The following is a 24,400-nucleotide window of genomic DNA, read 5'->3' as shown; positions in this document are numbered from 1 at the left end:
ACGCCCGGTTCGTCACGCGTACGCCCCCGTCAGGAGGCGATCCGCGCCACCAGCACGCAGGCGTGCTCCGCACGCTCCCCGGCACCGAACTCCCGCACGACCTCCTGGACGCAGTCCTGGGCGGAACGGCCCCCGGCGAACCGGGGCGCCAGGGCGAGGAGCCGGTGGACGGCGGCCGTCCCGGTGTGCCCGGGCACCAGGCCGTCGGTGTGCAGCAGGAGCAGGTCGCCGACCTCGAGGGTCTCCTCGGCCTGCCCGTGTCCGGATCCCGGGGCGGCGCCCAGCAGTGCCCCGTGCGGCGCCTCGAGCGCCCGCCCCGTCCGGCCGCGGTAGAGCAGCGGGGCGGGGTGCCCGGCCCGCGCCCACACCGCGGTGCGGGTGTCGTGCCGGTAGCGCAGGCAGACGGCGCCGGCCAGGGCCGGCTGCGCGGTGGTGCCGAGCAGCCGGTCGAGGCAGTCGAGCAGGGGGCCGGGCGCGGCGCCGGACAGGGCCATGCCCCGTACGGCGCCGAGCAGCATGGCCACGCCGGAGGCGGCGGCCACGCCGCGTCCGGTCAGCTCGCCGACGCCGAGCAAGGTGGCGTCGTCGGACAGTTCGAGGGCGTCGTACCAGTCGCCACCGACCGACGCCTGCGCGGAGGGCGGCAGTTGGGCGGCGGCCACGTCCAGGGCGCGCGGGCCGCGCCGCGGGAACCGCAGGGAGCCGTGCCACGCCGGAAGCACGGCCTCCTGCAGCTCGACCGCGAGCCGGTGCTCGCTCCGCGCGGCGGCGTGCCGGTGCCGGTGCAGCGAGTCACGGGTCTCGCTCACCGCCCTTCGGCAGCGGCGCAGTTCGCTGATGTCGCGCAGGACCGCCCACATGGAGACGGTGCTGCCGTCGGCGCCGAGCACCGGTTCGCCCATCATGTGCACGGTGCGTATGTCGTCGTCCGCGTGCATCACGCGGAACTCCCCGTCGATGGGACGGCCGTCGACCAGGCAGCCGGTGACCATCTCGGTCAGTCGCGGCCGGTCCTCGTCGAGCACGAGGGAGGGCAGTTCGTCGAGGGTGAGCGGGGGAGCGGCCGGGTCGCGGCCGAGGATCCGGTACAGCTCGCCGGACCAGCTCACCTCGTCCGTGAGGAGGTCCCACTCCGCGCTGCCGACCCTGCTGAGCAGGGAGGCGCGGGGCGGGGCCGGCGGCGCGGGTAACTCCTCGGCGGACGCGCCGGGCGCGGGCGGCGGGTCGTCCCGCAGCTGCGCCAGGTGCTCGTCCAGGTCGTCGAGCTGGTGCATCGCCAGGTCGTACAGCGCGCGACGCCAGCGCTCCCGGGGGTCCCCCGCGTCGGCCGGGGTGTCACGGCGCACCGCGTCCACCTCGCCCTTGAGCCGCCGGGTCTGCGAGATGAGCGCGTCGACCGGGACGCCTCCCGGCGGCCGGGCGGCGGGGCGGTCCGCGGAGAGAGGGGACGGCATGACGCACTCCGATGCGGGACGGTACGGCCTTCGGGCGGGCGGAGGGACCGTTACGACTGTTGCACAGCCCGCCACGCCCTGTAAGGGATTTGGCAACACACGATAAGGTGGTGCCGCTGGCATATGCCACCGTCTTCACGGAGTTACCGCGAGGTAATCACCCGGTACCCGCCGGACGCCCCAACTTCCATGGTACGCAAGTGAACTGACGGCGCGTCAGACGACTCCGTTCAGCTCACTCACGTGTTCGAAACGCGGGTGTCCGTTCGAGGGCGGTACGCGGTGGTCGATCCGCGTTCCGCCCCCGCCCGTCAGTAGCGCAGCACCGCCGCCATGCCCTGCGCGTCCCCGAGCGCGCCGTCCGGCACGAACCGCACGTCGGCGCCCGTCTCCAGGCACTGCTCGACGATCTCGTCCACGATGTCCTCGCGGGCGTCGAGGTCGCCGTCCTCGGCGACCACCAGATGCTCGCCGTCGTCGCGCACCGTGATCCGGTAGTTCTCCTCGACGGCGAGCAGCCGGATCCGCCCCTCGCGGGCGCTCTGCCACAGCTCGTCGACACCGGCCGCGAAGTCCTTGCGGCTGCGCGCGGATTCCAGCTCCCGCGCCACCTCCTCGGCACGCTTGCCGTCCTGCTCCTCGAGCACCGGCCGCACCGCCTGCCAGACCATCTCCGGTGTGCCCTGGGCCAGTCCGCCGTGCGGCACCTGCACGGCGTCCTTGCAGGCGCCGCCGAACTCGCACAGCAGCGACAGCGCCGCCGGCTCACCGGTGACGTACAGCGGCCGGGGGTGGGCGCGCACCAGGGACGTCAGCGCCGTGGCCGCCTCCTTCAGGAACCGGCGGGTGTCCTCGTCCCGGTAGCTGCTGGGCTGGTCGCCGACCCGCATCTCCCGCTCGGGGTCGAAGTTGGGCTCCTCGCGGACCAGCGGGAAGCCGCCGGCCCGCTCCTCCGTCACCCGGTGCTGGCCGCCGCTCCACAGCGTGGCCCGGTCGGCGGCGACGGACAGCACCCAGAACGGACGCTCCGCCGTCTGCGCGGAGACCAGATTGCGGGTCAGGAAGGTGTCCGAGAGCACCACGCGCTCCGGGACGCTGCGCGCCAGCGACCACACCTGGTGCTCGCCCGGGGCGGCGAAGATGACCAGACCGTCCTCGGCGTGCGCGAGATCGACCTCGGCCAGGGCCCGGTCCAGCTGGGCGGCCACGTCGGCGCGGCGCTCCCGGGGGACCGCGGGATCGGACTCCAGCTTCTTCTTCGCCTCGGCCACCATGGTGCGCAGCCGCACCGCGTCCTCGGTGCTCAGCGGGTCACGGCGGTGGGTCGGCGTCAGCACCGACACCGCCGGATAGGGGCGCGGCCGGCGGAGTTCGGCGAGGGCGGAGGGACTCAGATCGTGCTCCATGACAGCACCATAGGGCGGAATCCGCGGTAGGGCATTCGGGGCAAAGCGCCCGCCGGGCGCGCGACGGTCCGGCGGGCCGCGGGTGCACGCTGGTGGGGGAGGTGACCGCCGATGGCGCGCTTGGTCGTGGAGCGGGACGCGGACGGGTGGACCGTCGTCGTCCGGCTGGCGTGGTGGGAGGCGCTGCTCGCCCGCCGCCGCGCGGTACGGGTGCCGCGGGCGTGGGTGGCCGCGACCGGGGTGGAGCCCGACTGGTGGCGCGCGATGCGCGGCACGCCGGTGGTCGGGCGCTGCCGGCCGGGCCGGTTCTGCGTGGGGGAGCGGGAGCATGTGCTGGGCCGCGACTTCGTCGCCGTACGGGCGGGCGTCCCGGTGCTGGTCCTGGACCTTCGGCCCTGGGCGCCGTTCGCGCGGCTCGCGGTGTCCGTGCCGGACGCGGGGGAGGCCGCCGGGCAGCTGCGGCCCGGCGGAGACGTGGACGAGGAGGGCGGTCCGGAGGAGGCCTCCGGATAGCGGGGGCCTCCGGCTGGTGGGTGGGGGGCCGCGTCAGATCCGGTCCTCGTCCTCCGCGCCGCAGGAACTGCCGCTCGGCGGCAGGGAACCGTACAGCAGGAAGTCGTCGATCTTGCGGTGGACGCAGTCGGACGAACCGTAGCCCGTGTGGCCCTCGCCGCGGTTGTCCAGCACCACGGCCGAAGGGCCCAGCCGCTTCGCCGTCTGCTCCGTCCAGTGGTACGGGGTGGCCGGGTCGCCGCGGGTGCCGACCAGCAGCATCTTCGGGGTGTCGAGGTCCTTGACCTCCTCCCGGATGTAGTCGGTCCCCTTCGGGCGGCCGTGGCACAGCACCACCTGCGCCAGCCGGTACGGCCCGAACACCGGCGAGGCCTCCTCGTACGCGGCGCGCAGGCGGGACAGATCCCTGGTGAGCCGCTCCTCGTCCGGACGGTCGGGATCGTCCGCGCAGTTCACCGCCATCAGCGCCGCCGGGAGATTGTCCAGCGGCACGTCCTCTTCGTCGGCGAGCGGCTCGTCGTCGCGCGGCTTCCCGGCGGGCGGCTGGAGGGGCTGCCGGACGGGCGGCCGGGCGGGTGCGGGGGCCATCCCGCCGGACGCGAGGGCCTCCACGCCGCTGGTGTCGCCCTCCTCCGTCAGCTGGGCGAGCGCCCGTTGCAGCACCGGCCACATCTCCTTGGTGTAGAGGCCCTGCGCGATGGCGCCCGCCAGGTCCTGGCCGGTGAACTCGTAGCCGAAGTCGGTCGGCACCGGGGTGTCGTCGAGGGAGCGGACCAGGTCCACGACCTGCTCGCGGGCGGCGCGCGCGTCCTGCCCGAACGGGCAGGCGAGTTCCTCGGTGCACCAGGTGAGGAAGTTGTCCAGCGCCGTCTGCTGCCCCCGCGCACTGGCCAGCCCCTGCTCGGCCAGCGGCTCGGTCAGCGTGTCCACGCCGTCCAGCGCCATCCGGCCCACCTTCTCGGGGAACCGGGCCGCGTACACCGCGCCGAGCCGGGTCCCGTAGGAGAACCCGAGGTAGTTGAGCTTCTTGTCGCCCAGCGCCTGGCGCAGCACGTCCAGGTCGCGGGCCACGTCCACGGTGCCCATGTGGGCGAGGACCGGCCCGGAGCGCTTCTCGCACTCGGCCGCCACCTCGCGCAACTGCCGCAGCGTGTCCCGCGGATCGCCCGTCTCCTCGCCGTCGGTCGCCTCCAGCGCGCGGCTGGTGGCATCCGTCCCGCAGCTCACGGGGGAGGAACGGCCGACGCCGCGTGGGTCGAACGACACCACGTCGTAGTCGTCGGTCAGACCGAGGAAGTCCTTGCGGCCGAAGGCCAGGCCCTGCACCCCGGAGCCGCCCGGACCGCCGAAGTTCAGCACCACCGAGCCGCGCGGGTTGTCGGAGGACGCGCGGTAGCGGGCGAGCGCCAGCTCCAGAGTGCCTTTGCCGGGGTCGGCGTAGTCGAGCGGCACGGTGACCGTCCCGCACTGGAGGTCCTTCGGCAGCTCGGTGCCCTCGCAGGCGGCCCACTCGATCCTCTGGTCGTAGAACCGGCCCAGGTCGGGCTCGTCCCGCCCGGTGGCCGCCAGGCCCGTCGCCAGCAGGACCAGTCCGACGGCCCCGGCCGCCGCGCCGCGCCGGAAGGAGGGCGGCAGCCCGTCGGCCTGGTGACCGCCCCGGAGTCGCTCGGACAGCTCGCCCAGCATCGAAGCCTCCCAAGGCGCCCCGACCGGCGCCCTCGCCCACCATAAGCGGGCCCCGCCGCGCCCGCCCGTCGGCCGTACGGCGCCGGCAACGCATCCGCGTCCGCGCGTCCGTGCACCGTGAGTTCGACGGACTTTGCCCGGCGTTCGAGCCTCGGGACCCCCTATGGGGTGAACCGGCTGCGGCATACGGGGGAGCCATAACCCGGATGCCGCGTCCGCGTTCTATCCGGTGGCGGGCGAACGCTCGCGACCAAGTCTGACCAAGTCTGGAAGGGCAGGGAACCTATGCGAAGGGTTACCCGAAACGGTGTGATCGCCGTCGCCGCCGCGTCCGGCGCGATGGCCGTGGCGATGCCGGCGTACGCCGATTCCGGGGCGGAGGGCGTCGCGGCCGGATCGCCCGGAGCGGTGTCCGGGAACAGCGTTCAGCTCCCGGTGCACGTCCCGGTGAACGTGTGCGGGAACACGGTGAACGTGGTGGGCCTCCTCAACCCCGCCGTGGGCAACACCTGCGTCAACGAGGACGTACGGCACGAGGACGCCTCGCACGGCCCCGCCGGCTCCTCGAAGGGCGCGTCCGGTACCTCCGGGACGTCCGGCGCGTCCGGTGCCTCGGCCGACGGCGACGCGCACGGCTCGCCGGGCCTGCTGTCCGGCAACGGCGTGCAGCTGCCGGTGCACGTCCCGGTCAACGTGACGGGGAACAGCGTGAACGTGGTCGGCATCGGCAACCCCGCGACGGACAACAGCTCCGCCAACACCCCCGGTGAGCGCCCCGAGCCCGCGCCCGAGCGGACCGTGCCGGCCCGCACGCTGCCCGCCCCGGCGCCGCACGACGAGGCCCCCGCCGAGCGGGTCGCGCTCGCCGAGACCGGCGTCGGCCACACGGCCCCGGTGCTCGCCACCGGCGCCGCGCTGTTCCTGGGCGGGGTGGCCCTGTACCGCCGCGCCCGGATCCGCACGGGCGTCTGACCGTCCCCGCGCCTGGCGGAAACGCTCCGCCACCCTCTACGGGTCCCCCTGACCCCCCGCCCCCGGGTCCGCCGCGTCGGCCGGACCCGGGGGCGGGCCGCGTCAGTCGCGCCCCCGGTGGAACCGCCGGTGCAACGCCGCGATCGCGTCGGTCAGTTCGGGCACCGGCCCGTCCACGGCGACTCCCGGGGCGATCGCGGACACCGGCAGGGTCCGCACGGGCGGCGCGGGCACACCCAGCTCCGCCAGCCAGGACGCCAGCTGCTCCGACGAGGCGACGTACACGATGCGTCCCAGGCCCACCCAGGCGTGGGCGGCGGCGCACATCGGGCAGTGCTCGCCCGAGGTGTAGACGGTGGCCGTGGCCCGCTCCCCGGGCGTCAGATGCGCCGCCGCCCAGCGCGCCAGCTCGAACTCGGGGTGCCGGGTCCGGTCGCCCGAGGCCACCCGGTTGTGGTCCTCGGCGAGCACGGTGCCGTCCCCGGACACCAGCACGGAGCCGAACGGCTCGTCGCCCGCCTCCAGCGCCTCGGCGGCGAGCTCCACGCAGCGCCGCAGGTACGGCAGTTCGTCGTCCCGCACAGCCATGACCCTCGTCCCGTCTCTCCGGCCGTCTCTCCGGCGGCATGGTCGGCGGCCACCTTAATCCGTTGCCTCCGCGACCGCCGGGTGATGCACTCCCGGTATGCCACCCACCACCGCGCCGGCCGCCGCCCTGCTCGCCCTCTACGACCGCGAGATGCGCCGGGGCGCCCGCCCCGAGGGACCCGACGACGTCGTCGAACGCGTGGGCCGGGTGGTGCGCCGGACCGCCCCCGCGCACGGCTGGAACGGCGTCGTCTGGTCCGGCTTCACCTCGGCCGACGAGGCGGACACGGCGATCGCCCGGCAGATCGCGCACTACACCTCCCGGGGCCTGACCTTCGAGTGGAAGCTGTACGCCCATGACGCCCCGGCGGACCTGGGCAGGCGTCTGGTGGCGGCCGGCTTCACGCCCGAGCCGGACGAGACGCTGATGGCGACGGAGATCGACGAGGCGGCCCTGACCACTACCGTCCCCGACGGCGTACGCCTCGTCCCGGTCACCGACGAGGCCGGCGTCGACCAGGTCGCCGAGGTGCACGAACGCGCCTTCGGCGACGACGCGTCCGGCCTTCGCCGCCTCCTTCTCGACGCCCTGACCGCCACCCCGGACACGGTGGTCGCCGTCGTCGCGCTCGCCGGCGACGTCCCGGTGAGCGCGGCCCGCATGGAACTCACCCCCGGCACGAGTTTCGCCGGTCTCTGGGGCGGCGGCACGGTACCGCATTGGCGGGGCCGCGGCGTCTACCGGTCGCTGATCGCCCACCGGGCCCGCATCGCCGCCGCCCGCGGCTACCGCCACCTCCACGTGGACGCGTCCTCCCGGAGCCGCCCGATCCTGCGACGCCTGGGCTTCACGGAACTGACGGTGACGACTCCGTACGTGTACGAGCCGGCCCGGGCGCGGTAGGCGGGCGGGAGCGGGCCCGCGGGACGGCGTGCGTCCACGAAAGGACCGGCCCGCGAGGGACGCGGACCGGCCGGAGGACGGAGGGAGTCCTCGGTGCCCCTATGACGATTTGGATGCCGCCCTGGCCGCCGTGGCGGCGCAGGCGGTGCCGAGAATCACGGCGAGGGCGCCGATGACGATGTTGTTCCAGATCACGCCGGCGTCAGGGTCGGTGCCGACGACCCATGGAGAGATGATCATCCAGATGCCCAGCGCGCACATGGCTCCGCTGAGGCCGTACATGCGCGAGGGGGCCGCCGTGAATCCGAGGGCGAGCAGACCGATCGCGATGCCGATGATCAGGTTGTGCGTCACGAGCGGCGGCTGGCTCGTCGTGTAGTGAAGGATCCAGGGTGACACCGCGCAGTAGAGACCGAGCAGGAACACCGGCCCGTCCACGAAAGCCACGTCACGGCTGCCGAGGACGCGCTCGTAGCGTGCCCGCATCTCCGGTGCATCGGGATGGCCGGCGAGATCCCCACGCTGGTGTGAGACGTTGGCCATGGTCGTCTCCTTTGACTAGCAGGCCTGACCCGTCTGGGTGCGGCGTGTGATAAGCGCCGCGTACGTACCATTGTGCGCTTATTTCCCTTTTATGTGTAGTCGGGCGCCGGCCTCCCGGACCGCCTACGCGGCGGTGCGCGTGTAGGTGAGGAACAGTGCGCCGCTCTTCAGGGCGGTGTGGTCCGTGAGCGTCCAGGTGCGCGGGTCGAAGGCGGCCTTGCGGGAGAACAGCGGGATCCCGTCGCCGATGGTCAGCGGGCCGACCTTGAGGATCAGCGTGTCGATCTCGGCGTACAGGGAGCCCGCGAGCTCGGCGCCGCCGAGGAGCCAGATGTCCTTGCCCTCCTGCCGCTTGAGCTCCCGCACGGTCGCCACCGGGTCGTCGGCGACCAGTTCGACGGCAGGGGCCGGGCTCTCGGTCAGGGTCCGGGAGAACACCAGATGCCGCAGATGAGGGAAGGCGTCGGAGATCCCCGCCGCGAGGCCGATCTGGTAGCTGCGCCGCCCCTCCAGCACGGTGTCGAAGTGCGTGCCCTCCGCCGTGATCGACAGCGCCTGCCGGGCCTGGACGGGCAGCGTCTCCGGGTACTCGGCCGCGAGGTGCTGGACGTAGTCCTCGGGTATGGGCCAGAAGCCGTGCGGGCCGGTGGGGTCCGCGCCGTCGGGGCCCGCGATGAAGCCGTCGAGCGTGGTGGCGACGTAGTGGACGAGCTTGCGCATGCCGGGTCCTCTTCCGTGGTCGGGGTGCCGCGGTGCGGCACGGGCCGCCGGTGATCATGGCATTTCCGCCGGCGCCGTGAGGGTGGGGCGCTGAATCCCGCGGGGTTCCCCCCGCCGGGTGGGCGCGTATGCGCCACCGTGACTGGTCTAAACCCTTGACTGGTACAGACCAAAGCGCTTGAGTGTGCTCCACACCCCCCACCACGGCCGCGCCCACGCCGTGACCGGCCCCGCCGGCGCGTGCGGGCGAGGCCTCGCCCCGGCATGTCCTCGTCGCGGGAGCGGCCGTGTTCCGTGAAGGAGTTGATCCCTTGTCGAGACGCCGTATCGCCGCCGTGACCGCCGCCCTCGTGCTCACCGGCAGCGCCCCGCTGCTGCTTCCCGCCGCGGCCACGACCGCCTCGGCCGCCACCGCGGCCGCGTGTTCCAGCTACCCCGCCTGGGTGGCCGGACAGTGGTACGAGGCGGGTGTCGTCGTCCGCTACACCGACGGCAAGACCTACATCGCCGAGCACGCCAACCCGGGCTACGACCCGATCATCAGCACCTGGTACTGGGAGCCCTACGCCTGTGACAACGGGCCCGGGACGCCCGTCGGGAACTTCGTCGTGACCGAGGCGCAGTTCAACCAGATGTTCCCGAACCGGAACCCCTTCTACACCTACAGCGGCCTCACCGCCGCGCTCAGCGCCTACCCCGGCTTCGCCAACACCGGCAGCGACACGGTGAAGAAGCAGGAGGCCGCCGCCTTCCTCGCCAACGTCAGTCACGAGACCGGCGGTCTGGTGCACGTGGTGGAGCAGAACCAGGCCAACTACCCGCACTACTGCGACTGGAGCCAGCCGTACGGCTGCCCGGCCGGCCAGGCCGCCTACTACGGGCGCGGCCCCATCCAGCTGAGCTGGAACTTCAACTACAAGGCCGCCGGCGACGCGTTGGGCATCGACCTGCTCAACAACCCCTGGCTGGTGCAGAACGACGCGGCCGTGGCCTGGAAGACCGCCCTGTGGTACTGGAACACCCAGTCCGGCCCGGGCAGCATGACCCCGCACGCCGCCATGGTGAACGGGGCCGGCTTCGGCCAGACGATCCGCAGCATCAACGGCTCCCTGGAGTGCGACGGCAGGAACCCGGCGCAGGTCCAGAGCCGGGTGACGAAGTACCAGCAGTTCACCCAGATTCTGGGGACGACCCCCGGCGGCAACCTGTACTGCTGACGCGAACGGCTCGGCCTGGTGTCATGCACCTGACCTAACTCCGGGCGGGCCGCGGCTCTCATGGGCACGGCCCGCCCGACGGACGAAGGGAACCGCATGCGCACCCCCCACGCCCTGCTCGCCACCGCCGTCACGGCCGCCGCGCTCGCCGCGGCGACCGTGACATCGGCGCCCGCCGCTCCCGCCGCGGGCGCCGGCGCCGTGCCGCCGTCCGGCACGTACTACGTCCAGTCCGCCGTCACCGGCCTCAACGCGGCCGACGCCTCCGGGACGGTCGAACAGCACCGTCCGCGCGGCAACGAGGACCGCCAGCAGTGGACCCTGCGCCCCGACGGCGACGGACATCTGCTGGAGAACACCGACAGCCCCGGCGCCTGCCTCGGGCGGGCGGGCGACCTGGCCCGCACCGTCTCCTGCGCGGCCGCCGAGGCCCGCTGGCAGATCACCCCGCTCGGCGCCGACCGGTACGCGCTCGCCGCTCCCGGCACCGACCGGCGCCTCGCCGTGGCGCCCAAGCCCGCCGGCGCCGTCCACCCCGCCCCGCTGTCCGTCGCGAGCGGCGCCGGCGACCTCGCCGCCTGGTACCTCACCCCGGCCGACGCGCCGGGCAGCCCGATGCCCCCGCGGGAGCAGCGCACGCTGGACCAGGTCACGTTCCTCACCGCCCACAACGCCTACGCGAACGGCGTCGACGGCGGCTTCGCCCCGCCCTTCGTCGACCTGTTCCCCAACCAGAGCCGGGGCATCCAGCAGCAACTCGCCGACGGCGTACGGGGCTTCATGCTGGACATCCACCAGACGCCGGACGGCGCCATCCTCTGCCACAACAGCTGCACGCTGGTGAGCAGACCCGTCGCCCTGTGGGTCGACCTCCAGCGCATCGTCGACTTCCTGCGCGCCCACCCCGACGAGTTCGTCACCGTCTTCCTGGAGGACTACGTCGACCCGGGCGTGCTGCGCGCCGAACTGGACCGCGTGCAGGGGCTGTCGGACGTGCTGTACCGCCCGGACCGCACCGGGGTGCGGGAGAACGGCTGGCCCACGATGGGCGAACTGGCCGCCGAAGGACACCGGTTGCTGATCTTCACCGACCACAGCCGGGACGCGGACCGCTCGGCCGGACTGACGCGGGACACCTTCGGTGTGATGTACCAGCGGGAGTGGACCGTCGAGAACTACTGGTCCATGGGACCGGGCGTCGGCTCCTCCGACTGGTCCTGCTACAGCCGCTGGTACGACGCGAACACCACGATCCCGCTGACCCGCACCGAGCCCGGCTTCCGGCCCCTCTTCGTCATGAACCACTTCCGGGACGCCGCCGTCGCCTCCACCACCGCCACCGACAACGCCAAGCTCGCCGACCGCGCCCGCCGGTTCTGCCAGCCGGCCGCCCGCAAGAAGCCCACGTACCTCGCCGTCGACCGCTACGAACTGGGCAGCCCCACGGCCGCCGTCGATGCGCTGAACACCTACACGTACCCGTAGCACCACCTGCGCCTGTCCGTCAGCAGGTCACGCCCGCCCCGGAACAGCCGCCGGGGCGGGACTGGCGTTCCCGGCAGTTTTACGTATAACCTCTCCGGTCAACCCCTGCGAGAGGTGACGATGAGACGCATTGCCCTGGTCACCCTCGTCGTCCACGACTACGACGAGGCGATCCGCTTCTACACCGAGGCCCTCAGCTTCCGGCTCACCGAGGACGCGCCCCGGCCGGACGGCGGCCGCTGGGTCGTCGTCGAGCCGGGCTCCGGGCAGACCGGCGCCGCACTGCTGCTGGCCCGCGCCGTGAGCGAGGAGCAGCGGGCCCGGGTGGGCGACCAGACCGGCGGACGTGTGGGCTTCTTCCTGCACACCGACGACTTCGCCCGCGACCACGCCCGCATGACCGCCGCCGGGGTGACCTTCCTGGAGGAGCCGCGCCACGAGCCGTACGGCTCGGTCGCCGTCTTCCGGGATCTCTACGGCAACCGCTGGGACCTGCTCCAGCCCGCCGTCTGATCCGCCGCGACCCACCGAGATCCACAGCGACCCACCACACCGAACCACACGCCGAGGAACCGCCCGCCATGTCATCTACGCGCATAGACGCCGACACGATCCGCCGCCTCCCCAAGGCGGTCCTGCACGACCACCTCGACGGCGGCCTGCGGCCGGCCACGGTCGTGGAGCTGGCCGAGTCCGTCGGGCACACCCTGCCCACCACCGACCCGGACGAGCTCGCCGCCTGGTACGTGGAGGCCGCGAACTCCGGCGACCTGGTCCGCTACATCGCCACCTTCGAGCACACCCTCGCCGTGATGCAGACCCGCGAGGGCCTGCTGCGCACCGCCGAGGAGTACGTCCTCGACCTCGCCGCCGACGGCGTCGTCTACGGCGAGGTCCGCTACGCCCCCGAGCTGAACACCCGCGGCGGGCTCACCCTGGCCGAGGTCGTGGAGACCGTCCAGGAGGGGCTGGCCGCCGGCATGGCCAAGGCGGCCGCCGCCGGGACGCCCGTCCGGGTCGGCACGCTGCTGTGCGGCATGCGGATGTTCGACCGGGTCCGTGAGGCCGCCGACCTGGCCGTCGCCTTCCGGGACGCCGGCGTCGTCGGCTTCGACATCGCCGGCGCCGAGGACGGCTTCCCGGCCGCCGACCACCTCGCCGCCTTCGAGCACCTGCGCCGCGAGAGCGTGCCGTTCACCATCCACGCCGGCGAGGCCCACGGCCTGCCCAGCATCCACCAGGCCGTGCAGGTGTGCGGCGCCCAGCGCGTCGGGCACGGCGTGCGCCTCACCGAGGACATCCCGGACCTCGCGGGCGGCAAGCTGGGCCGGCTCGCCTCCTGGATCCGCGACCGCCGCATCGCCCTGGAGATGTGCCCCACCTCCAACCTCCAGACCGGCGCCGCGACCTCGATCGCCGAGCACCCGATCACCCCGCTGAAGGACCTCGGCTTCCGCGTCACCGTCAACACCGACAACCGCCTGGTCTCCGGCACCACCATGACCCGCGAGATGACCCTGCTGGTGGAGCGGGCCGGCTGGAGTGCCGAGGACCTGCGCACGGTCACCCTGAACGCCGTGAAGAGCGCGTTCCTGCCGTACGACGAGCGCGTCGCGCTGATCCGGGACGTGATCCTGCCGGGTTACGACGCCGCGCTCTGAAGCAGCCCGCGGGCGTAGGCGGCCTGTCCGACGTGCTGGAGGTCGTCGGACAGGACGCTGACCAGCCGCACGCCCAGGGTGACCGGCGGGTCCCAGTTCTCGTCGACGACGCGTTCCAGGTCCTTCGCGGTGAGCGTCCTGAGCGCGCCCAGGGTCTGTGCGTGGACCGCGTCGTGATAGCCGGTCAGCAGGTCGGGGGAGTCGACGCGCACCTTGGCGACCTGCGCCGGGGTGTGCCCGAACCCGGTCGAGCCGCGCGGCAGGCCGAGACCGAACCGCTTGTCCCAGCCCTCCGCCCGCCACACCTGTTCCAGGCCGAAGGCGTCCGCGACATGGTCGTCCTGGATCCGGGTGAGGTGCCACACCAGCCACGCGATGCTGTTGGCCTCCGGCGTGGGCCGCGCGGCGAGCTCGTCGGGGCCGAGGCCCCCGACGGCGGCGTGCACCTCTTCCCGGACGCGGCCGTAGCCGTCGATGAGGATGTCCTTGGCATGCATGCCTCCAGACTCGCTCACCTTCCGGCGTCACGCGCCCCCGTGTCCAGCAGTTCCATCAGCGCCCGCGCCGCCGGACTCGTGGCCCGCGGCGACGGCACCAGCGCCACCGTCTCGTAGGCCGCCTCGCCGGTGTCCTTCAGCGGCAGGTCGGTGAGCGAGGGGCGTTTGTGGCGGAAGTGGCGCGGCACCACCGCGACGCCCAGGTTCTCGTCGACCAGGTCGAGCAGGCTGTGCACGTCGTTCACCTCCAGCGCCACCGTGCGCCGTACGCCCGCGAGCGCGAACGCCGCGTCGGTGGCGCGGCGCGGCCCCCAGTCGGGGTGGAAGTCGACGAACACCTCGTCGGCCAGGTCACGCGGGGTGAGCGGCGCGCCGGCGCGGGCGAGCCGGTGGCCGGGGTGGCACAGCACCGTCATCGGCTCGCCGGTCAGCGGCACGGTGCGCAGCTGGTCCGGGTCGGCGTTGGTGCGGTAGGCGAAGGCGAGGTCGAGCCGTCCGGCCGCGACCTCCTCGGCGAGCGCGGCCGAGCCCCACTGCCGCAGCCGTATCTCCACGTCCGGGTGGCGGCGCCGGAACGCGGCGAGCAGCTCCGCCACGTTCACCCCGGCGATGCACTGCTCCGTCCCGACCGCGAGGGTGCCGCGCAGCACCCCCTGCACGGCGGCCACCGCCTCGTGCGCGGCCCGCACCTGTGCCAGGATGCGCTCGGCCTCCGCGAGCAGCGCCCGCCCGGCCTCGGTGAGCGTCACCCGGCGGGTGGTCCGCACGAACAGCGGCGTCTGCAGCTCGCGCTCCAGCGCCCGGATGGACGCCGACAGGCCCGACTGGGAGACCATCAGCCGCTCCGCCGCACGGGTGAAGTGCTGGTCCTCGGCGACGGCCACGAAATGCTGGAGATGACGCAGTTCCATGATTGAGAAGCGTAGCCGCTGAATTCCATCGGATTCTTCTGTTGGACCACTCCCCGCAGGTCACGACAGAGTGGACCCGGCGGTCCGACGAACCGCCACGACCAACGTCAAGACGTGTGCCAACCCCTCTGGAGTCGCGTTGTACACCGCACACCCCGACCGTTACGCGGACATGCCCTACCGGCGCACCGGACGCAGCGGCCTGAAGCTCCCCGCGCTCTCGCTCGGCCTGTGGCACAACTTCGGTCCCGACCGCCCGGCCGGGACCCAGCGGGCCATCCTGCGCCGCGCCTTCGACCTGGGCGTCACCCACTTCGACCTCGCCAACAACTACGGTCCGCCGCCCGGCGCCGCCGAGACCGCCCTCGGCGAGGCGCTCAAGGCCGACTTCGCGCCGTACCGGGACGAGCTGGTGATCTCCACCAAGGCCGGCTACCTGATGTGGCCGGGCCCGTACGGCGAATGGGGTTCCCGCAAGTACCTGCTGTCCTCGCTGGACCAGAGCCTGAGCCGCATGGGCCTGGAGTACGTCGACATCTTCTACTCGCACCGCTTCGACCCGGACACCCCGCTCGAGGAGACGATGGGCGCCCTGCACACGGCGGTGCAGCAGGGCAAGGCGCTCTACGTCGGCGTCTCCAACTACAACGCCGAGCAGACCCGCGAGGCCGCCCGCATCCTCGGCGAGCTGGGCACCCCGCTGCTGATCAACCAGCCGCGCTACTCGATGCTCGACCGCCGCCCGGAGGACGAGGGCCTGATGGACGCCCTCGACGAGCTCCAGGTCGGCTCCATCGCCTACTCCCCGCTGGAGCAGGGCCTGCTGACCTCCCGCTACCTCGACGGCATCCCCGAGGACTCCCGCGCCGCGAGCGACAGCCCCTTCCTGAACACCGACGCCCTCACCGAGGAGCTGGTGGGCCGGCTGCGCGCGCTGGCCGACATCGCGTCCGCCCGCGGCCAGAGCCTCGCGCAGATGGCCCTGTCGTGGGTGCTGCGCGGCGGCCGTCTCACCTCCGCGCTGGTCGGCGCGAGCAGCCCGCAGCAGCTGGAGGACAGCGTCGCCGCCACCCGCAACCTCGACTTCTCCGACGAGGAGCTGGCGCGGATCGACGCGATCGTCAAGCAGTAGCCGCATCCGCCACCGGCCGCCGTCCCCACCCGGGGCGGCGGCCGGCCGCGTTCGCGCCGGCGGGCGCGCTTCCCTCTGCGGGTACGGCTTTCGCGTACGTCCTTCGGACACGGCTTCGGGTACGGCCTTCGCGTACGGCCGCACGCCGGTCACCTCGTACGACGCGCACACCCGCGTCGTTTCGGCCAGGACGGGCCCTGCATATGCCAGGAGACTGGCCGGAAACACATGGTGACAGTGTTTCAGCGGTGAACATACTCGACAACGAGAGCGCTTCACACCGAGCGACGGCGCCCTCACGCACAGCACGCGAGCCACGGAGCGGGCAGCCGGCCCGGAACCGGCGGGCGAGCACGCAGCGGGGGAGGGAACGTGCACGACGAATTCCTGTGCCACGTCACGGCGTACGGGGTCTGCGACGGCCGGCGCATCGGGGTGCCCCTGGGCACCTACCGCGCCCCGACCCTCGCGCTCGCCCTCTGGTGGCTGCGCGACCGCGCCCTGTGGATCGCCGAGCGCCTCGACCCGCAGCCCGACGCCGAGCACTTACCCCCGGGCGCGCTCGTCCCCGTCCCCGAGGGCGTCCCCGACGTGCCTACCGTGCTGCGCACCTGGTGCGGTGACCTCGAGCGGCAGGAGGAAGTCGCCGAGGCGCTCGCCGCCGGACGGATGGTGCGGGTCGCCACCGGCGACGACACCACGGAGTACGAACTGCTCGCCGAATCCGTCGACGCCCTGCGGATGCAGCGGGCCGCGCGGGTGCTCGGCGTCCCGGTCGCCTGAGCCGCACCGCGTCTCACTGCCTTCGTCGTCGCAGGAACCGTACCGCCCACGCGCCCGCGAAGCCCGTCACCAGGCCCCACAGCAGGGCCAGCCCCAGCGCACTCCACAGCCGCGGCTCCAGCAGCACCTGCCCGGTCAGCCCCTCGCCCAGGTCGCCGATGCCCAGCACCGACAGGCCGATCCGCGCGGAGACGCGGGCCGTCGGCCCGACCGTCAGCACCGCCAGGGCCAGCGCCACCGCCAGCCGCAGGGCATGCTGCCAGGGCGGCACGCGCGCGGGGGACGTGGCCGCCATGGAGCAGGCCGTGGCCAGGACCAGGACGGCGGCGATCACCAGCAGCCACCACCAGCGGGCGCCGTCGTGGTCGGCGAGCGCACCCAGGTTCAACTCGGAGACCTCCGGGGCGCGCAGCACCTCGTCCAGCACCCGCGGCATGGGCAGCCCGAACGGGCCCTCCACCCTGCCTTCCCAGGTCGCCCCCAGCCCGACCGTCAGCCCGAGCCATGCCACGTTGGGCAGCCCCAGCAGAATCACCGCGAACGTCTCGGCCGGGTGTCCCCGGGTGGCGGCCACCGCCAGCGCGACGCCGAGCGCCACCGCCACGGTGACGAGCAACAGCCCCAGCGTCGCACGCGCCGCGGGCCGCGCACCCGCCTGGAACCGCATCAGCTCCGGCGGCAGCGGCGCGCCGTGCGACACAAGGAGCGCCACCAGCAGTACGCCCGCCAGCCACACCAGGCCGATCAGCACGGTCGGCAGCACGTCCGCGGCGAAGCCGACCGTCGGAGTCACCCCGAACAGTTCGCCCAGGTCGCCGAGCAGATCGTCCCCGAGGGACACCTCGAAGGTGCGCCGCGCGGCCAGGGCCAGACCGAGCACGGCGAGGATCCACACCACGGCGATGCGCGCCGCCCAGGCCGCCAGCCCGGGTGCGCCCATCACCGTGCGGCGGTGCAGGGGGCGCAGGAAGCACCAGCCGAGCAGCAGGGCGCCGGTGAGGGTGACGGACAGGGGGATCACCGTCAGGCCGCCCTCCGTGCCGGCCAGTCCGCCGGCGTCCCCGGAGAGGCGTACGGTGCCGCCGACGGCGAGGACGAGGACGGCGGCGAGGACTGGGGCGAAGGCGCCTTCCGGGAGGTCCGCGGCGCCGGCCGCCCAGAGCCCCAGCGTCGCTATGACGGCCATCGCGGCCAGTGAGGCGATCACCGCGGCCAGGGCCGCGAGCCAGTTGTGGAGGGGGGAACGCGGGGGAGAGGGGGAGTGGGCGCTCACGTGTGCACGCTAAGCAGCGGGCGCGTTGGGCGCCCGCTGAGAGGGCCGTCTGCGGGGTGGGGTGGTCGGGCTGCAGTGTCCGCGCGGGTGGGTGGGGGCTGGTCGCGCAGTTCCCCGCGCCCCTTTGGGGCGCGTTGTCAGACGTCCTCGACGATCAGGGCGTGGTTGCCCAGGCCCAGGAGGTGGGGTGCTGGGACCTTGCCGTGGGTTGTCAGTACCGTGGTCAGGCGGCCCGTGAGCGGGTCGAACTCCGCGTCCAGGACCGTGCCGTGCTCCTCGCCGCACTCCGTGAGCGCCTCGGCGCCGATCAGGTCGGGGGTGGCGGGCGCGTCGGTGGTGGGGCGTACCGCGCGCAGGCCGTGAGCGGTCGCGCGCAGGTCGGGCCAGGCCACCACCGCGTCCCGGCGCAGGCGTCCGCGGCGGATGCGTGCGTGCGTGACCCGTCCCGACGCCACGTCGACCACGAGGGACCGCACCTCGCCGAGCCGCCCGCCGCCCCCGGCCGCCTCCACCGGCAACCCGGTCACCTGGGAGAACAGCGTCACGACGGCGCACCGCCCCGTGCCACGAAGGCGGGCAGGTCGTCGCTGACGTACGCCGTCACGTGAGTGGGCACCACCAGGGTGCGGCCGGTGATGCGCAGGGCCTCGCCCCCGGGCAGATACACCTGGTGCCGGTGGTGCCGGGTGCCGTGCACCAGCTGCCGGTGCGCGGCCAGCCGGAAGGCGACGATCCGGCCGCTGATGCCGCCCTCCACCAGCACGTCCAGGACCGCGCCCACCGGGTCGCCGTCGTCGGTCACCACCTGCGCCCCGAGCAGCCGCCCCAGTGAGGCGTCCCGCCGGGCCCCGGGCGACAGCGCGCACAGCGCTCCCTCGTCGCGGACCATGACCGCCCGGGGGCCCAGGCAGTGCACCGCGGGCCAGGGCAGGTCCCGGGCGAGCGGCCCGGACAGCATGGACGGCCCTGAGAGGGTGAAGCTCGCGATCCGCCGGGCGGAGGTGTCGAACACCGTGTCGCGCACGTGCGCCACCGCGTCCCCGCCCAGCGTCACCACGGGCAGTGTCGTCAGGCTCCGTACGGTCGTCAGCGCGGTCATGGCGGCCCCTTCGCGCCGGTCAGGAATACCGGGTTCCCTCACGGGGAAGCCGAACACCGATCAGTGGGACTGCCCCGGCCGACCCGGGGTACCAGGACCGGTGCGGATCGTCCGGCCCACCCGGCGTCGCAGAGGGAAACGCATGACCTATCGCTTGGACGGGGTAGTGATACCGACTGGTTTCGACGTGCCCGTGGAACCGCTGCGGCGGGCGGCACACTTCACCGGCGAGCCGGGGTGCATCGCCGAGGCGCGGCACTTCGCCGCGCAGTTCCTCGAGCAGCTGAGGACCGAGTGGTGCGCCACGGTCGACGCCAAGGCGGAAGGAGCCGTGCTCCTGGTCGTGAGCGAACTGGTCACCAACGCGGACCGGCACAGCGACGGGCCGTACATCCTGGAGCTGGAGGGCACGGACGCCACGCTCACGGTCGCCGTCTACGACAGCAACGGCACCCTGCCCCGCGTGTTCCCCCGTGACCCGCGGCGGATCGGACGCCACGGCCTGGAGATCGTGCGCGCGCTCGCGCGGGACGTCGGCGTGGAGCGCGTACCCGTCGGCAAACGCGTCCGCGCGGTGATCGACCTCGGCAGCGGCTGAACCGCACGCGACCGCTTCTCCCAGCAGCGCCCCTCAACGGCCCGGACCCGTCAGGGGCGCCTTCGGCTGCCGTCCCGGCGGCGGCCCTCGGACGCGGTCTCAGACGCAGCCCAGCTCGCCGAGCATGCCGGTCCGCAGCCGGGTGATGATCCGCTTGATCAGCCGGGACACGTGCATCTGCGAGCAGCCCAGCCGCTCGCCGATCTCCGCCTGCGTGGCCTCCTCGACGAACCGCATGTGCAGGATCTCGCGGTCCCGGTCGCTCAGCTCCGCCATCAGCGGGGCCAGCGCGTGGAAGTCCTCCACCAGCGCCAGCCGCTCCTCCTCGACGCCGATGAAGTCGGCGAGGACGCTCTCGCCCTGCTCCGGACCGTCCCCGGTGAGCGCGGCGTCCAGCGAGGAGGAGTTGTAGCCGTTCGCGGCGATCTGCCCCTCGATCACCTGCTGCTCGCTGATGTTCATCAGGGTCGCCAGCTCGGCGACGGTGGGCTCGCGGTCCAGCCGGCTCGACAGCTCCTCGCGGGCCTTGGCCAGCTCCACGCGCAGCTCCTGGAGCCGCCGCGGGACGTGCACGGCCCACGTGGTGTCACGGAAGAAGCGCTTGATCTCGCCGACGATGTACGGCAGCGCGAAGGAGGCGAACTCGACCTCGCGGGACAGCTCGAACCGGTCGATGGCCTTGATCAGACCGATCATGCCGGTCTGCACGACGTCGTCCATGTCGTCGCCCCGGCCGCGGAACCGCCCGGCCGCGAAGCGCACGAGGGACATGTTCATCTCGATCAGCGTGTTGCGCGCGTACTGGTACTCGCGGGTGCCTTCCTCCAGCTCCGCGAGGCGCCGGAAGAACTGCCGGGAGAGCTCGCGGGCGTCGCGGGGCGCGACGGCGCGCGGGTCGCCGGGAGTGCGAAGGTCCTCGCCTCCGCCGTCGGCGCCGGTGTGCCCGTCGACGGTCCGCTCCTGCGACCGGAACACGGCGGTGCTCATTGCCCTCTCCCCACGAACGTCATGGCTGCCACGAGACCAGGACACCGGATGCCCCGGTTCCGCGGACCTATGCCTGTCGTTCTGTCGACTGGTCGTCACGCCTGTCGTCCGATGGTACGGCCGCCGGTGCGGCACGGCACCATCGAGGCGCAGAAAAGCGGAGGGATTACGTTCACTTTCCGGCTTCACTCAGGGCGGAATCCCGCTCCCTTGTCCGCGGGAGCGGGATTCCTAGGCTGAGGACGTGACCGATCACGCACCGAACGAAGCCCGCGTCATTCCCCTGCGACCCGGCCGTCGGCCCGGCCCCGCCGCCTCCGGCCCGCCGGCCCCGCCCGTCGCCGCGCCCAGAGAGCCGCTGTGGCGGCACCTCGTCGGCGACGTGCTGCGCAAGGAGCGGCAGGCCCAGGAGCGGACCCTCAAGGACGTCGCCGACGAGGCCCGGATCTCGATGCCGTATCTGTCGGAGGTGGAGCGCGGCCGCAAGGAGGCCTCATCGGAGGTCCTCGCGGCCGCCGCCGGCGCGCTCGGCCTGGGCCTCGGCGACCTGCTGGCCCGCACGCACGCGGAGCTGGTCCGGGTCACGTCACGCCGCTCCGCCGTCCCCGCCGGCTCCGTGCGCGGCGGCCCGGTACGGAACGGCTCCGTGCGCGGCGGCTCCGCGCACGACGGGCTCTGCCTGGCCGCCTGAGCGGAGCGGGACGAGGCGCACGGCCCGGCGGCCGCTCAGAGCAGAGCCGGACGCCGGGTCAGCACCTCGTCGGCCAGGCCGTACGCCACGGCCTCCTGCGCGGTGAACACCTTGTCGCGGTCCATGTCCGCCCGCAGGGTCGCCACGTCGTGGTGCGTGTGCCGGGCCAGCACCTCCTCCACCTGCGCGCGGATCCGTGTCATCTCCTTCGCGCGCAGCGACAGGTCGGACGCCGTGCCCTGCATCCCGCCGGCGGCCGGCTGGCCGAGCAGCACGCGCGCGTGCTCCAGCACGAACCGCCGCCCCGGGTCCCCGCCGGCCAGCAGCACGGCCGCCGTGGACGCCGCCTGCCCCACGCAGAACGTGGAGATCGGGGCCCGCACGAACGTCATCGTGTCGTAGATCGCCATGAGCGAGGTGTACGAGCCGCCGGGGGAGTTGAGGTAGACCGCGATCTCGCTCTCCGGCGCCTCCGACTCCAGGTGCAGCAGCTGCGCGACGACCACGTTGGCGACGCCGTCGTCGATCTCCGTGCCCAGGAAGACGATCCGCTCGGCCAGCAGCCGGCTGAACACGTCGTAGGACCGCTCGCCGCGCGCGGTGCGCTCGACGACGTTCGGAATCGTGTACGTCCCCATCAGCGCAGCCCCATCCTCGGTCGCGTGGCCGCCGGGCGGACGTCGTCCAGCGAGTCCAGCACCCGGTCGACCATCCCGTACGCACGCGCCTGTTCGGCCGTGAACCAGCGGTCCCGGTCGCCGTCCCGCGAGATGGTCTCCGGGGTCTGACCGGTGTGCTCGGCGGTGATCCGCTCGATGGTCCGCTTGGTGTACTCCAGGTTCTCCGCCTGGATCTCGATGTCGGCGGTGGTCCCGCCGATGCCGCCCGAGGGCTGGTGCATCATGATCCGCGCGTTCGGCAGGGCGTAGCGCTTGCCGGGCGCGCCGACGCAGAGCAGGAACTGTCCCATGCTGGCCGCGAACCCCATGGCCAGGGTGGAGACGTCGTTGGGGATCAGCCGCATCGTGTCGTAGATGGCCAGCCCGGCGTGCACCGAGCCGCCGGGGCTGTTGACGTACAGGCTGATGTCGGTGCGCGGGTCCTCGGCGGACAGGAGCAGCAGCTGCGCGCACACCCGGTTCGCGGACACCTCGTCGACCTGGGTGCCGAGCAGCACGATCCGCTGGGCGAGCAGCTGGGCCGCGAGGTGGTCGTCGAAGCGGGTCGGCGGGGTGTCGCCGTCCTCCGCGCGGGGCGGGGCCGGCCGCGGGCCGGCGGTGAAGGGTGACATGGACGCTCCCGTGGATCACTGGTCGGAGCACGGCCGGACGGCCGTGTGCGTCCACTGTCGGCGCGGCGCGGGCCCCGCCGGGGGAATCTCTGCCCGCGGCAGATTCGCCCAGGGCAGAGCGGCCCCGGGCGGGCCGTGACGGCCGAAGTGCCCCACCGCCGATGAGTTCCGCCGCCGCGGGCGGTCTGCACCGGTGACCGCGTTCCCACCAGGGGCGCCCCACCCGGGAGGTACTCATGGACACCGACGGATTCACCACCTGCCTGTGGTTCGACGGCCAGGCCGAGGAGGCGGCGCAGTTCTACGTCTCCGTGTTCGGCAACTCCAAGCTCGGCGAGGTCGTCCGCAACACCGGCGCCGTCCCCGGCGAGCAGGGCACCGTGCTCACCGTGGAGTTCACGGCCAACGGGCAGAAGTTCGTCGCCCTGAACGGCGGGCCGGAGTTCACGTTCAACGAGGCGATCTCCTTCCAGCTCGAGTGCGACGACCAGGCGGAGATCGACCACTACTGGGAGAAGCTGGTCGAGGGCGGCGGCGAGCACGGTCCCTGCGGCTGGCTCAAGGACCGCTACGGCGTCTCCTGGCAGGTCAACGCCAAACGGCTCACCCAGATGATCGGCGACCCGGACCGCGAGAAGGCCGACCGCGCCCTGAAGTCCATGATGACGATGGGCAAGCTGGACATCGCGGAACTGGAGAGGGCGTACGCGGGCCAGGCGTGACCCCGCCGGGACCGGACGCGGGCCACCGTCCGGCCCGCGCCGGCCGCGGGCATGCGTGCCGCCTGGGGCGGCACGGGTGGGCGCGGCGGCACCTCGTGAGCGCCGAGGGGCGTCCCGGCCGGCCCGCGGCGGCATCCGGCTCGCCTGTGCGCGCGCCCCGCGTCACCGCGCGGCCTGGCTCACCCGCGCGGCTCAGGTCACCGTCCGCCCCGCTGGGGTGTTCGGTCCGCGCTAGCCGCGGGCATGCGTGCCGCCTGGGGCGGCACGGGTGGGCGCGGCGGCACCTCGTGGGCGCGGAGCGGCGTCCGGTCCGCCCGCGGCGGCGCCCGGCTCGCTTGGGGCGCACGCCCCGCCCGAGGCGCGTCCGCCCCGCGCGGCGGAGGCGTCCGCCGCGCGGGGCGCCTCCGCCGTGGCTAGCGTGAGGAGAGGACCGAGCACCCGTGACCGGGAGGGCCGTAGTCATGGCCGTACCACCCGAAGGGACCCCCTGTTGGGCCGACGCCGTGTTCGACGACCTCGACGCGGCCAAGGACTTCTACGGGCACGTCCTCGGCTGGACCTTCGGTGAGACGCCGCCCGGTCAGGGCGGCTACACGCAGGCGTACGCCGACGGCAAGGCCGTGGCCGCCGTCGTGCCGCCCATGCCCGGCCAGGAGGGCACCTCGCAGTGGTGCCTCTACCTCGCCGCCCAGGACGCCTCCGCCACCGCCGCCCGCATCCGCGACCACGGCGGCGACCTGCTGATGGACCCCATCCAGGTCGCCGACTACGGCACGATGTGTCTCGCCCGCGACCCCGGCGGGGCCGTCTTCGGCGTGTGGCAGGCCGGCACCCACGAGGGGTTCCAGGCGACGGAGACGCCGGGCGCGTACTGCTGGGCGGAGATCTTCACCCGCGAGCCGGAGAAGTCCGACGCGTTCTTCCCGGCCGTCTTCCCCTACCGCTCCAAGCAGCTCGAGGGCGAGATGGACTTCCGCCTCTACCACCTGGGGGAGCGCACCGTCCTGGGCCGGATGCGGATGACCGACGACTTCCCGCCCGAGGTGCCGCCGTACATCAACGTCTACTTCGCCGTGGACGACTGCGACGCCGCGGTGGCGCGGGGGACCGAGCGCGGCGGGGTGCTGCGGTTCGGGCCGGTGGACTCGCCGTTCGGCCGGTTCGCGGCGGTCGGCGACCCGCAGGGCGCCAACTTCTCGGTCATCGACCTCAGCACCACCTCGGGGGAGATGCCCGGGACCACCGCCGTCGGCTGAGCGGGACCGGG

27 protein-coding genes are annotated in these 24,400 nt (G+C 73.4%); 13 read left to right on the top strand and 14 right to left on the bottom strand.

Annotation, left to right across the window (positions count from 1 at the left end; genetic code table 11):
- Positions 1 to 29 precede the first annotated feature (29 nt).
- Together ACFOSY_RS21145 and ACFOSY_RS21140 are read right to left on the bottom strand one after the other, a co-directional pair.
- A complete protein-coding gene (locus tag ACFOSY_RS21145; protein ID WP_394309202.1) occupies positions 30 to 1,454 on the bottom strand; it encodes a PP2C family protein-serine/threonine phosphatase in 1,425 nt (474 codons plus the stop codon).
- Positions 1,455 to 1,765: 311 nt separating this feature from the next.
- Positions 1,766 to 2,860 (bottom strand): baeRF3 domain-containing protein, encoded by a 1,095-nt coding sequence (locus tag ACFOSY_RS21140; RefSeq protein ID WP_394309201.1) that lies wholly within the window; start codon positions 2,858 to 2,860, stop codon positions 1,766 to 1,768.
- Positions 2,861 to 2,971: 111 nt separating this feature from the next.
- On the opposite strand from ACFOSY_RS21140, the gene ACFOSY_RS21135 reads away from it, so the two are divergent.
- A complete protein-coding gene (locus ACFOSY_RS21135; protein ID WP_394309199.1) occupies positions 2,972 to 3,373 on the top strand; it encodes a hypothetical protein in 402 nt (133 codons plus the stop codon).
- A gap of 33 nt (positions 3,374 to 3,406) precedes the next feature.
- On the opposite strand, the gene ACFOSY_RS21130 is transcribed toward ACFOSY_RS21135, so the two are convergent.
- A complete protein-coding gene (locus ACFOSY_RS21130; protein WP_394309197.1) occupies positions 3,407 to 5,059 on the bottom strand; it encodes an alpha/beta hydrolase in 1,653 nt (550 codons plus the stop codon).
- 309 nt (positions 5,060 to 5,368) lie between these two features.
- On the opposite strand from ACFOSY_RS21130, the gene ACFOSY_RS21125 reads away from it, so the two are divergent.
- On the top strand, positions 5,369 to 6,031 hold the full coding sequence (locus ACFOSY_RS21125) for a chaplin (RefSeq protein ID WP_394309195.1): 663 nt from the start codon (positions 5,369 to 5,371) through the stop codon (positions 6,029 to 6,031).
- A 102-nt stretch (positions 6,032 to 6,133) separates the two neighbouring features.
- On the opposite strand, the gene ACFOSY_RS21120 is transcribed toward ACFOSY_RS21125, so the two are convergent.
- On the bottom strand, positions 6,134 to 6,619 hold the full coding sequence (locus ACFOSY_RS21120; RefSeq protein WP_394309193.1) for a nucleoside deaminase: 486 nt from the start codon (positions 6,617 to 6,619) through the stop codon (positions 6,134 to 6,136).
- 97 nt (positions 6,620 to 6,716) lie between these two features.
- On the opposite strand from ACFOSY_RS21120, the gene ACFOSY_RS21115 reads away from it, so the two are divergent.
- On the top strand, positions 6,717 to 7,523 hold the full coding sequence (locus tag ACFOSY_RS21115) for a GNAT family N-acetyltransferase (protein ID WP_394309191.1): 807 nt from the start codon (positions 6,717 to 6,719) through the stop codon (positions 7,521 to 7,523).
- Positions 7,524 to 7,622: 99 nt separating this feature from the next.
- Here ACFOSY_RS21115 and ACFOSY_RS21110 read toward each other — a convergent pair whose 3' ends face one another.
- Both ACFOSY_RS21110 and ACFOSY_RS21105 read right to left on the bottom strand, forming a co-directional pair.
- Positions 7,623 to 8,066 (bottom strand): SPW repeat protein, encoded by a 444-nt coding sequence (locus ACFOSY_RS21110; protein ID WP_394309189.1) that lies wholly within the window; start codon positions 8,064 to 8,066, stop codon positions 7,623 to 7,625.
- A 123-nt stretch (positions 8,067 to 8,189) separates the two neighbouring features.
- Positions 8,190 to 8,786 (bottom strand): dihydrofolate reductase family protein, encoded by a 597-nt coding sequence (locus tag ACFOSY_RS21105; RefSeq protein WP_394309187.1) that lies wholly within the window; start codon positions 8,784 to 8,786, stop codon positions 8,190 to 8,192.
- A gap of 311 nt (positions 8,787 to 9,097) precedes the next feature.
- Between ACFOSY_RS21105 and ACFOSY_RS21100 the strand changes: the two genes are divergently transcribed.
- The 4 genes from ACFOSY_RS21100 to ACFOSY_RS21085 all read left to right on the top strand — a co-directional run bounded on the left by ACFOSY_RS21100 (position 9,098) and on the right by ACFOSY_RS21085 (position 13,149).
- A complete protein-coding gene (locus ACFOSY_RS21100; protein ID WP_394309186.1) occupies positions 9,098 to 10,003 on the top strand; it encodes a glycoside hydrolase family 19 protein in 906 nt (301 codons plus the stop codon).
- 96 nt (positions 10,004 to 10,099) lie between these two features.
- Positions 10,100 to 11,488 (top strand): phospholipase, encoded by a 1,389-nt coding sequence (locus ACFOSY_RS21095; protein ID WP_394309183.1) that lies wholly within the window; start codon positions 10,100 to 10,102, stop codon positions 11,486 to 11,488.
- 120 nt (positions 11,489 to 11,608) lie between these two features.
- Complete coding sequence (locus tag ACFOSY_RS21090) at positions 11,609 to 12,001, top strand: VOC family protein (protein WP_394309181.1); 393 nt, start codon at positions 11,609 to 11,611, stop codon at positions 11,999 to 12,001.
- 68 nt (positions 12,002 to 12,069) lie between these two features.
- Positions 12,070 to 13,149, top strand: a complete 1,080-nt coding sequence (locus ACFOSY_RS21085; RefSeq protein ID WP_394309179.1) for an adenosine deaminase — start codon at positions 12,070 to 12,072, stop codon at positions 13,147 to 13,149.
- Here the strand turns inward: ACFOSY_RS21085 and ACFOSY_RS21080 are convergent.
- Together ACFOSY_RS21080 and ACFOSY_RS21075 are read right to left on the bottom strand one after the other, a co-directional pair.
- Positions 13,131 to 13,646 carry a mycothiol transferase gene (locus tag ACFOSY_RS21080; protein ID WP_394309177.1) on the bottom strand — a complete coding sequence of 172 codons (516 nt, stop codon included), beginning with the start codon at positions 13,644 to 13,646 and terminating at the stop codon, positions 13,131 to 13,133. The genes ACFOSY_RS21085 and ACFOSY_RS21080 overlap by 19 nt on opposite strands.
- Before the next feature lie 14 nt (positions 13,647 to 13,660).
- Positions 13,661 to 14,557: a LysR substrate-binding domain-containing protein gene (locus tag ACFOSY_RS21075; RefSeq protein WP_394309175.1), complete on the bottom strand. Its 897-nt coding sequence runs from the start codon at positions 14,555 to 14,557 to the stop codon at positions 13,661 to 13,663.
- Positions 14,558 to 14,696: 139 nt separating this feature from the next.
- Here ACFOSY_RS21075 and mgrA point away from each other — a divergent pair, with 139 nt between their 5' ends.
- Entirely contained in the window at positions 14,697 to 15,689 is a 993-nt protein-coding gene (mgrA, locus tag ACFOSY_RS21070; protein ID WP_394309173.1) for an L-glyceraldehyde 3-phosphate reductase, read from the top strand.
- A gap of 372 nt (positions 15,690 to 16,061) precedes the next feature.
- Positions 16,062 to 16,472: a hypothetical protein gene (locus ACFOSY_RS21065; protein WP_006133772.1), complete on the top strand. Its 411-nt coding sequence runs from the start codon at positions 16,062 to 16,064 to the stop codon at positions 16,470 to 16,472.
- Between the two features lie 13 nt (positions 16,473 to 16,485).
- On the opposite strand, the gene ACFOSY_RS21060 is transcribed toward ACFOSY_RS21065, so the two are convergent.
- From ACFOSY_RS21060 to ACFOSY_RS21050, 3 genes are all read right to left on the bottom strand, one after another.
- Positions 16,486 to 17,745, bottom strand: coding sequence for a streptophobe family protein (locus ACFOSY_RS21060; protein WP_394309170.1), 1,260 nt, complete (start codon positions 17,743 to 17,745; stop codon positions 16,486 to 16,488).
- Between the two features lie 137 nt (positions 17,746 to 17,882).
- Entirely contained in the window at positions 17,883 to 18,290 is a 408-nt protein-coding gene (locus ACFOSY_RS21055) for a PRC-barrel domain containing protein (protein ID WP_394309168.1), read from the bottom strand.
- Positions 18,287 to 18,844, bottom strand: a complete 558-nt coding sequence (locus ACFOSY_RS21050) for a PRC-barrel domain containing protein (RefSeq protein ID WP_394309166.1) — start codon at positions 18,842 to 18,844, stop codon at positions 18,287 to 18,289. Before ACFOSY_RS21050 ends, ACFOSY_RS21055 begins: the two co-directional genes overlap by 4 nt.
- Before the next feature lie 142 nt (positions 18,845 to 18,986).
- Here ACFOSY_RS21050 and ACFOSY_RS21045 point away from each other — a divergent pair, with 142 nt between their 5' ends.
- A complete protein-coding gene (locus tag ACFOSY_RS21045) occupies positions 18,987 to 19,442 on the top strand; it encodes an ATP-binding protein (protein ID WP_394309164.1) in 456 nt (151 codons plus the stop codon).
- A 99-nt stretch (positions 19,443 to 19,541) separates the two neighbouring features.
- On the opposite strand, the gene ACFOSY_RS21040 is transcribed toward ACFOSY_RS21045, so the two are convergent.
- Positions 19,542 to 20,429 carry a SigB/SigF/SigG family RNA polymerase sigma factor gene (locus tag ACFOSY_RS21040; RefSeq protein WP_394309162.1) on the bottom strand — a complete coding sequence of 296 codons (888 nt, stop codon included), beginning with the start codon at positions 20,427 to 20,429 and terminating at the stop codon, positions 19,542 to 19,544.
- 244 nt (positions 20,430 to 20,673) lie between these two features.
- Here ACFOSY_RS21040 and ACFOSY_RS21035 point away from each other — a divergent pair, with 244 nt between their 5' ends.
- Complete coding sequence (locus tag ACFOSY_RS21035) at positions 20,674 to 21,120, top strand: helix-turn-helix domain-containing protein (protein ID WP_394309160.1); 447 nt, start codon at positions 20,674 to 20,676, stop codon at positions 21,118 to 21,120.
- A 35-nt stretch (positions 21,121 to 21,155) separates the two neighbouring features.
- Here the strand turns inward: ACFOSY_RS21035 and ACFOSY_RS21030 are convergent, their stop codons facing one another.
- Positions 21,156 to 21,758 (bottom strand): ClpP family protease, encoded by a 603-nt coding sequence (locus ACFOSY_RS21030; protein WP_394309158.1) that lies wholly within the window; start codon positions 21,756 to 21,758, stop codon positions 21,156 to 21,158.
- Complete coding sequence (locus ACFOSY_RS21025) at positions 21,758 to 22,411, bottom strand: ATP-dependent Clp protease proteolytic subunit (protein ID WP_394309156.1); 654 nt, start codon at positions 22,409 to 22,411, stop codon at positions 21,758 to 21,760. Before ACFOSY_RS21025 ends, ACFOSY_RS21030 begins: the two co-directional genes overlap by 1 nt.
- Before the next feature lie 236 nt (positions 22,412 to 22,647).
- On the opposite strand from ACFOSY_RS21025, the gene ACFOSY_RS21020 reads away from it, so the two are divergent.
- Together ACFOSY_RS21020 and ACFOSY_RS21015 are read left to right on the top strand one after the other, a co-directional pair.
- Entirely contained in the window at positions 22,648 to 23,133 is a 486-nt protein-coding gene (locus tag ACFOSY_RS21020) for a VOC family protein (protein WP_394309153.1), read from the top strand.
- A 461-nt stretch (positions 23,134 to 23,594) separates the two neighbouring features.
- Complete coding sequence (locus ACFOSY_RS21015; protein WP_394309151.1) at positions 23,595 to 24,389, top strand: VOC family protein; 795 nt, start codon at positions 23,595 to 23,597, stop codon at positions 24,387 to 24,389.
- Positions 24,390 to 24,400 lie beyond the last annotated feature (11 nt).

The organism is Streptomyces lusitanus (assembly GCF_042647945.1).
GTDB lineage: Bacteria > Actinomycetota > Actinomycetes > Streptomycetales > Streptomycetaceae > Streptomyces > Streptomyces pseudogriseolus.
This window is presented reverse-complemented; position numbering and strand designations above follow the sequence as displayed.

Bases quoted from the DNA above. Each gene is read 5' to 3' on its own strand.
- ACFOSY_RS21080 (WP_394309177.1), bottom strand. From the start codon at position 13,646: ATGCATGCCAAGGACATCCTCATCGACGGCTACGGCCGCGTCCGGGAA.
- ACFOSY_RS21115 (WP_394309191.1), top strand. From the start codon at position 6,717: ATGCCACCCACCACCGCGCCGGCCGCCGCCCTGCTCGCCCTCTACGAC.
- ACFOSY_RS21145 (WP_394309202.1), bottom strand. From the start codon at position 1,454: ATGCCGTCCCCTCTCTCCGCGGACCGCCCCGCCGCCCGGCCGCCGGGA.
- ACFOSY_RS21040 (WP_394309162.1), bottom strand. From the start codon at position 20,429: ATGAGCACCGCCGTGTTCCGGTCGCAGGAGCGGACCGTCGACGGGCAC.
- ACFOSY_RS21045 (WP_394309164.1), top strand. From the start codon at position 18,987: ATGACCTATCGCTTGGACGGGGTAGTGATACCGACTGGTTTCGACGTG.
- ACFOSY_RS21050 (WP_394309166.1), bottom strand. From the start codon at position 18,844: ATGACCGCGCTGACGACCGTACGGAGCCTGACGACACTGCCCGTGGTG.
- ACFOSY_RS21075 (WP_394309175.1), bottom strand. From the start codon at position 14,557: ATGGAACTGCGTCATCTCCAGCATTTCGTGGCCGTCGCCGAGGACCAG.
- ACFOSY_RS21015 (WP_394309151.1), top strand. From the start codon at position 23,595: ATGGCCGTACCACCCGAAGGGACCCCCTGTTGGGCCGACGCCGTGTTC.
- ACFOSY_RS21020 (WP_394309153.1), top strand. From the start codon at position 22,648: ATGGACACCGACGGATTCACCACCTGCCTGTGGTTCGACGGCCAGGCC.
- ACFOSY_RS21110 (WP_394309189.1), bottom strand. From the start codon at position 8,066: ATGGCCAACGTCTCACACCAGCGTGGGGATCTCGCCGGCCATCCCGAT.
- ACFOSY_RS21090 (WP_394309181.1), top strand. From the start codon at position 11,609: ATGAGACGCATTGCCCTGGTCACCCTCGTCGTCCACGACTACGACGAG.
- ACFOSY_RS21085 (WP_394309179.1), top strand. From the start codon at position 12,070: ATGTCATCTACGCGCATAGACGCCGACACGATCCGCCGCCTCCCCAAG.
- ACFOSY_RS21135 (WP_394309199.1), top strand. From the start codon at position 2,972: ATGGCGCGCTTGGTCGTGGAGCGGGACGCGGACGGGTGGACCGTCGTC.
- ACFOSY_RS21105 (WP_394309187.1), bottom strand. From the start codon at position 8,786: ATGCGCAAGCTCGTCCACTACGTCGCCACCACGCTCGACGGCTTCATC.
- ACFOSY_RS21025 (WP_394309156.1), bottom strand. From the start codon at position 22,411: ATGTCACCCTTCACCGCCGGCCCGCGGCCGGCCCCGCCCCGCGCGGAG.
- ACFOSY_RS21130 (WP_394309197.1), bottom strand. From the start codon at position 5,059: ATGCTGGGCGAGCTGTCCGAGCGACTCCGGGGCGGTCACCAGGCCGAC.
- ACFOSY_RS21140 (WP_394309201.1), bottom strand. From the start codon at position 2,860: ATGGAGCACGATCTGAGTCCCTCCGCCCTCGCCGAACTCCGCCGGCCG.
- ACFOSY_RS21030 (WP_394309158.1), bottom strand. From the start codon at position 21,758: ATGGGGACGTACACGATTCCGAACGTCGTCGAGCGCACCGCGCGCGGC.
- ACFOSY_RS21120 (WP_394309193.1), bottom strand. From the start codon at position 6,619: ATGGCTGTGCGGGACGACGAACTGCCGTACCTGCGGCGCTGCGTGGAG.
- ACFOSY_RS21095 (WP_394309183.1), top strand. From the start codon at position 10,100: ATGCGCACCCCCCACGCCCTGCTCGCCACCGCCGTCACGGCCGCCGCG.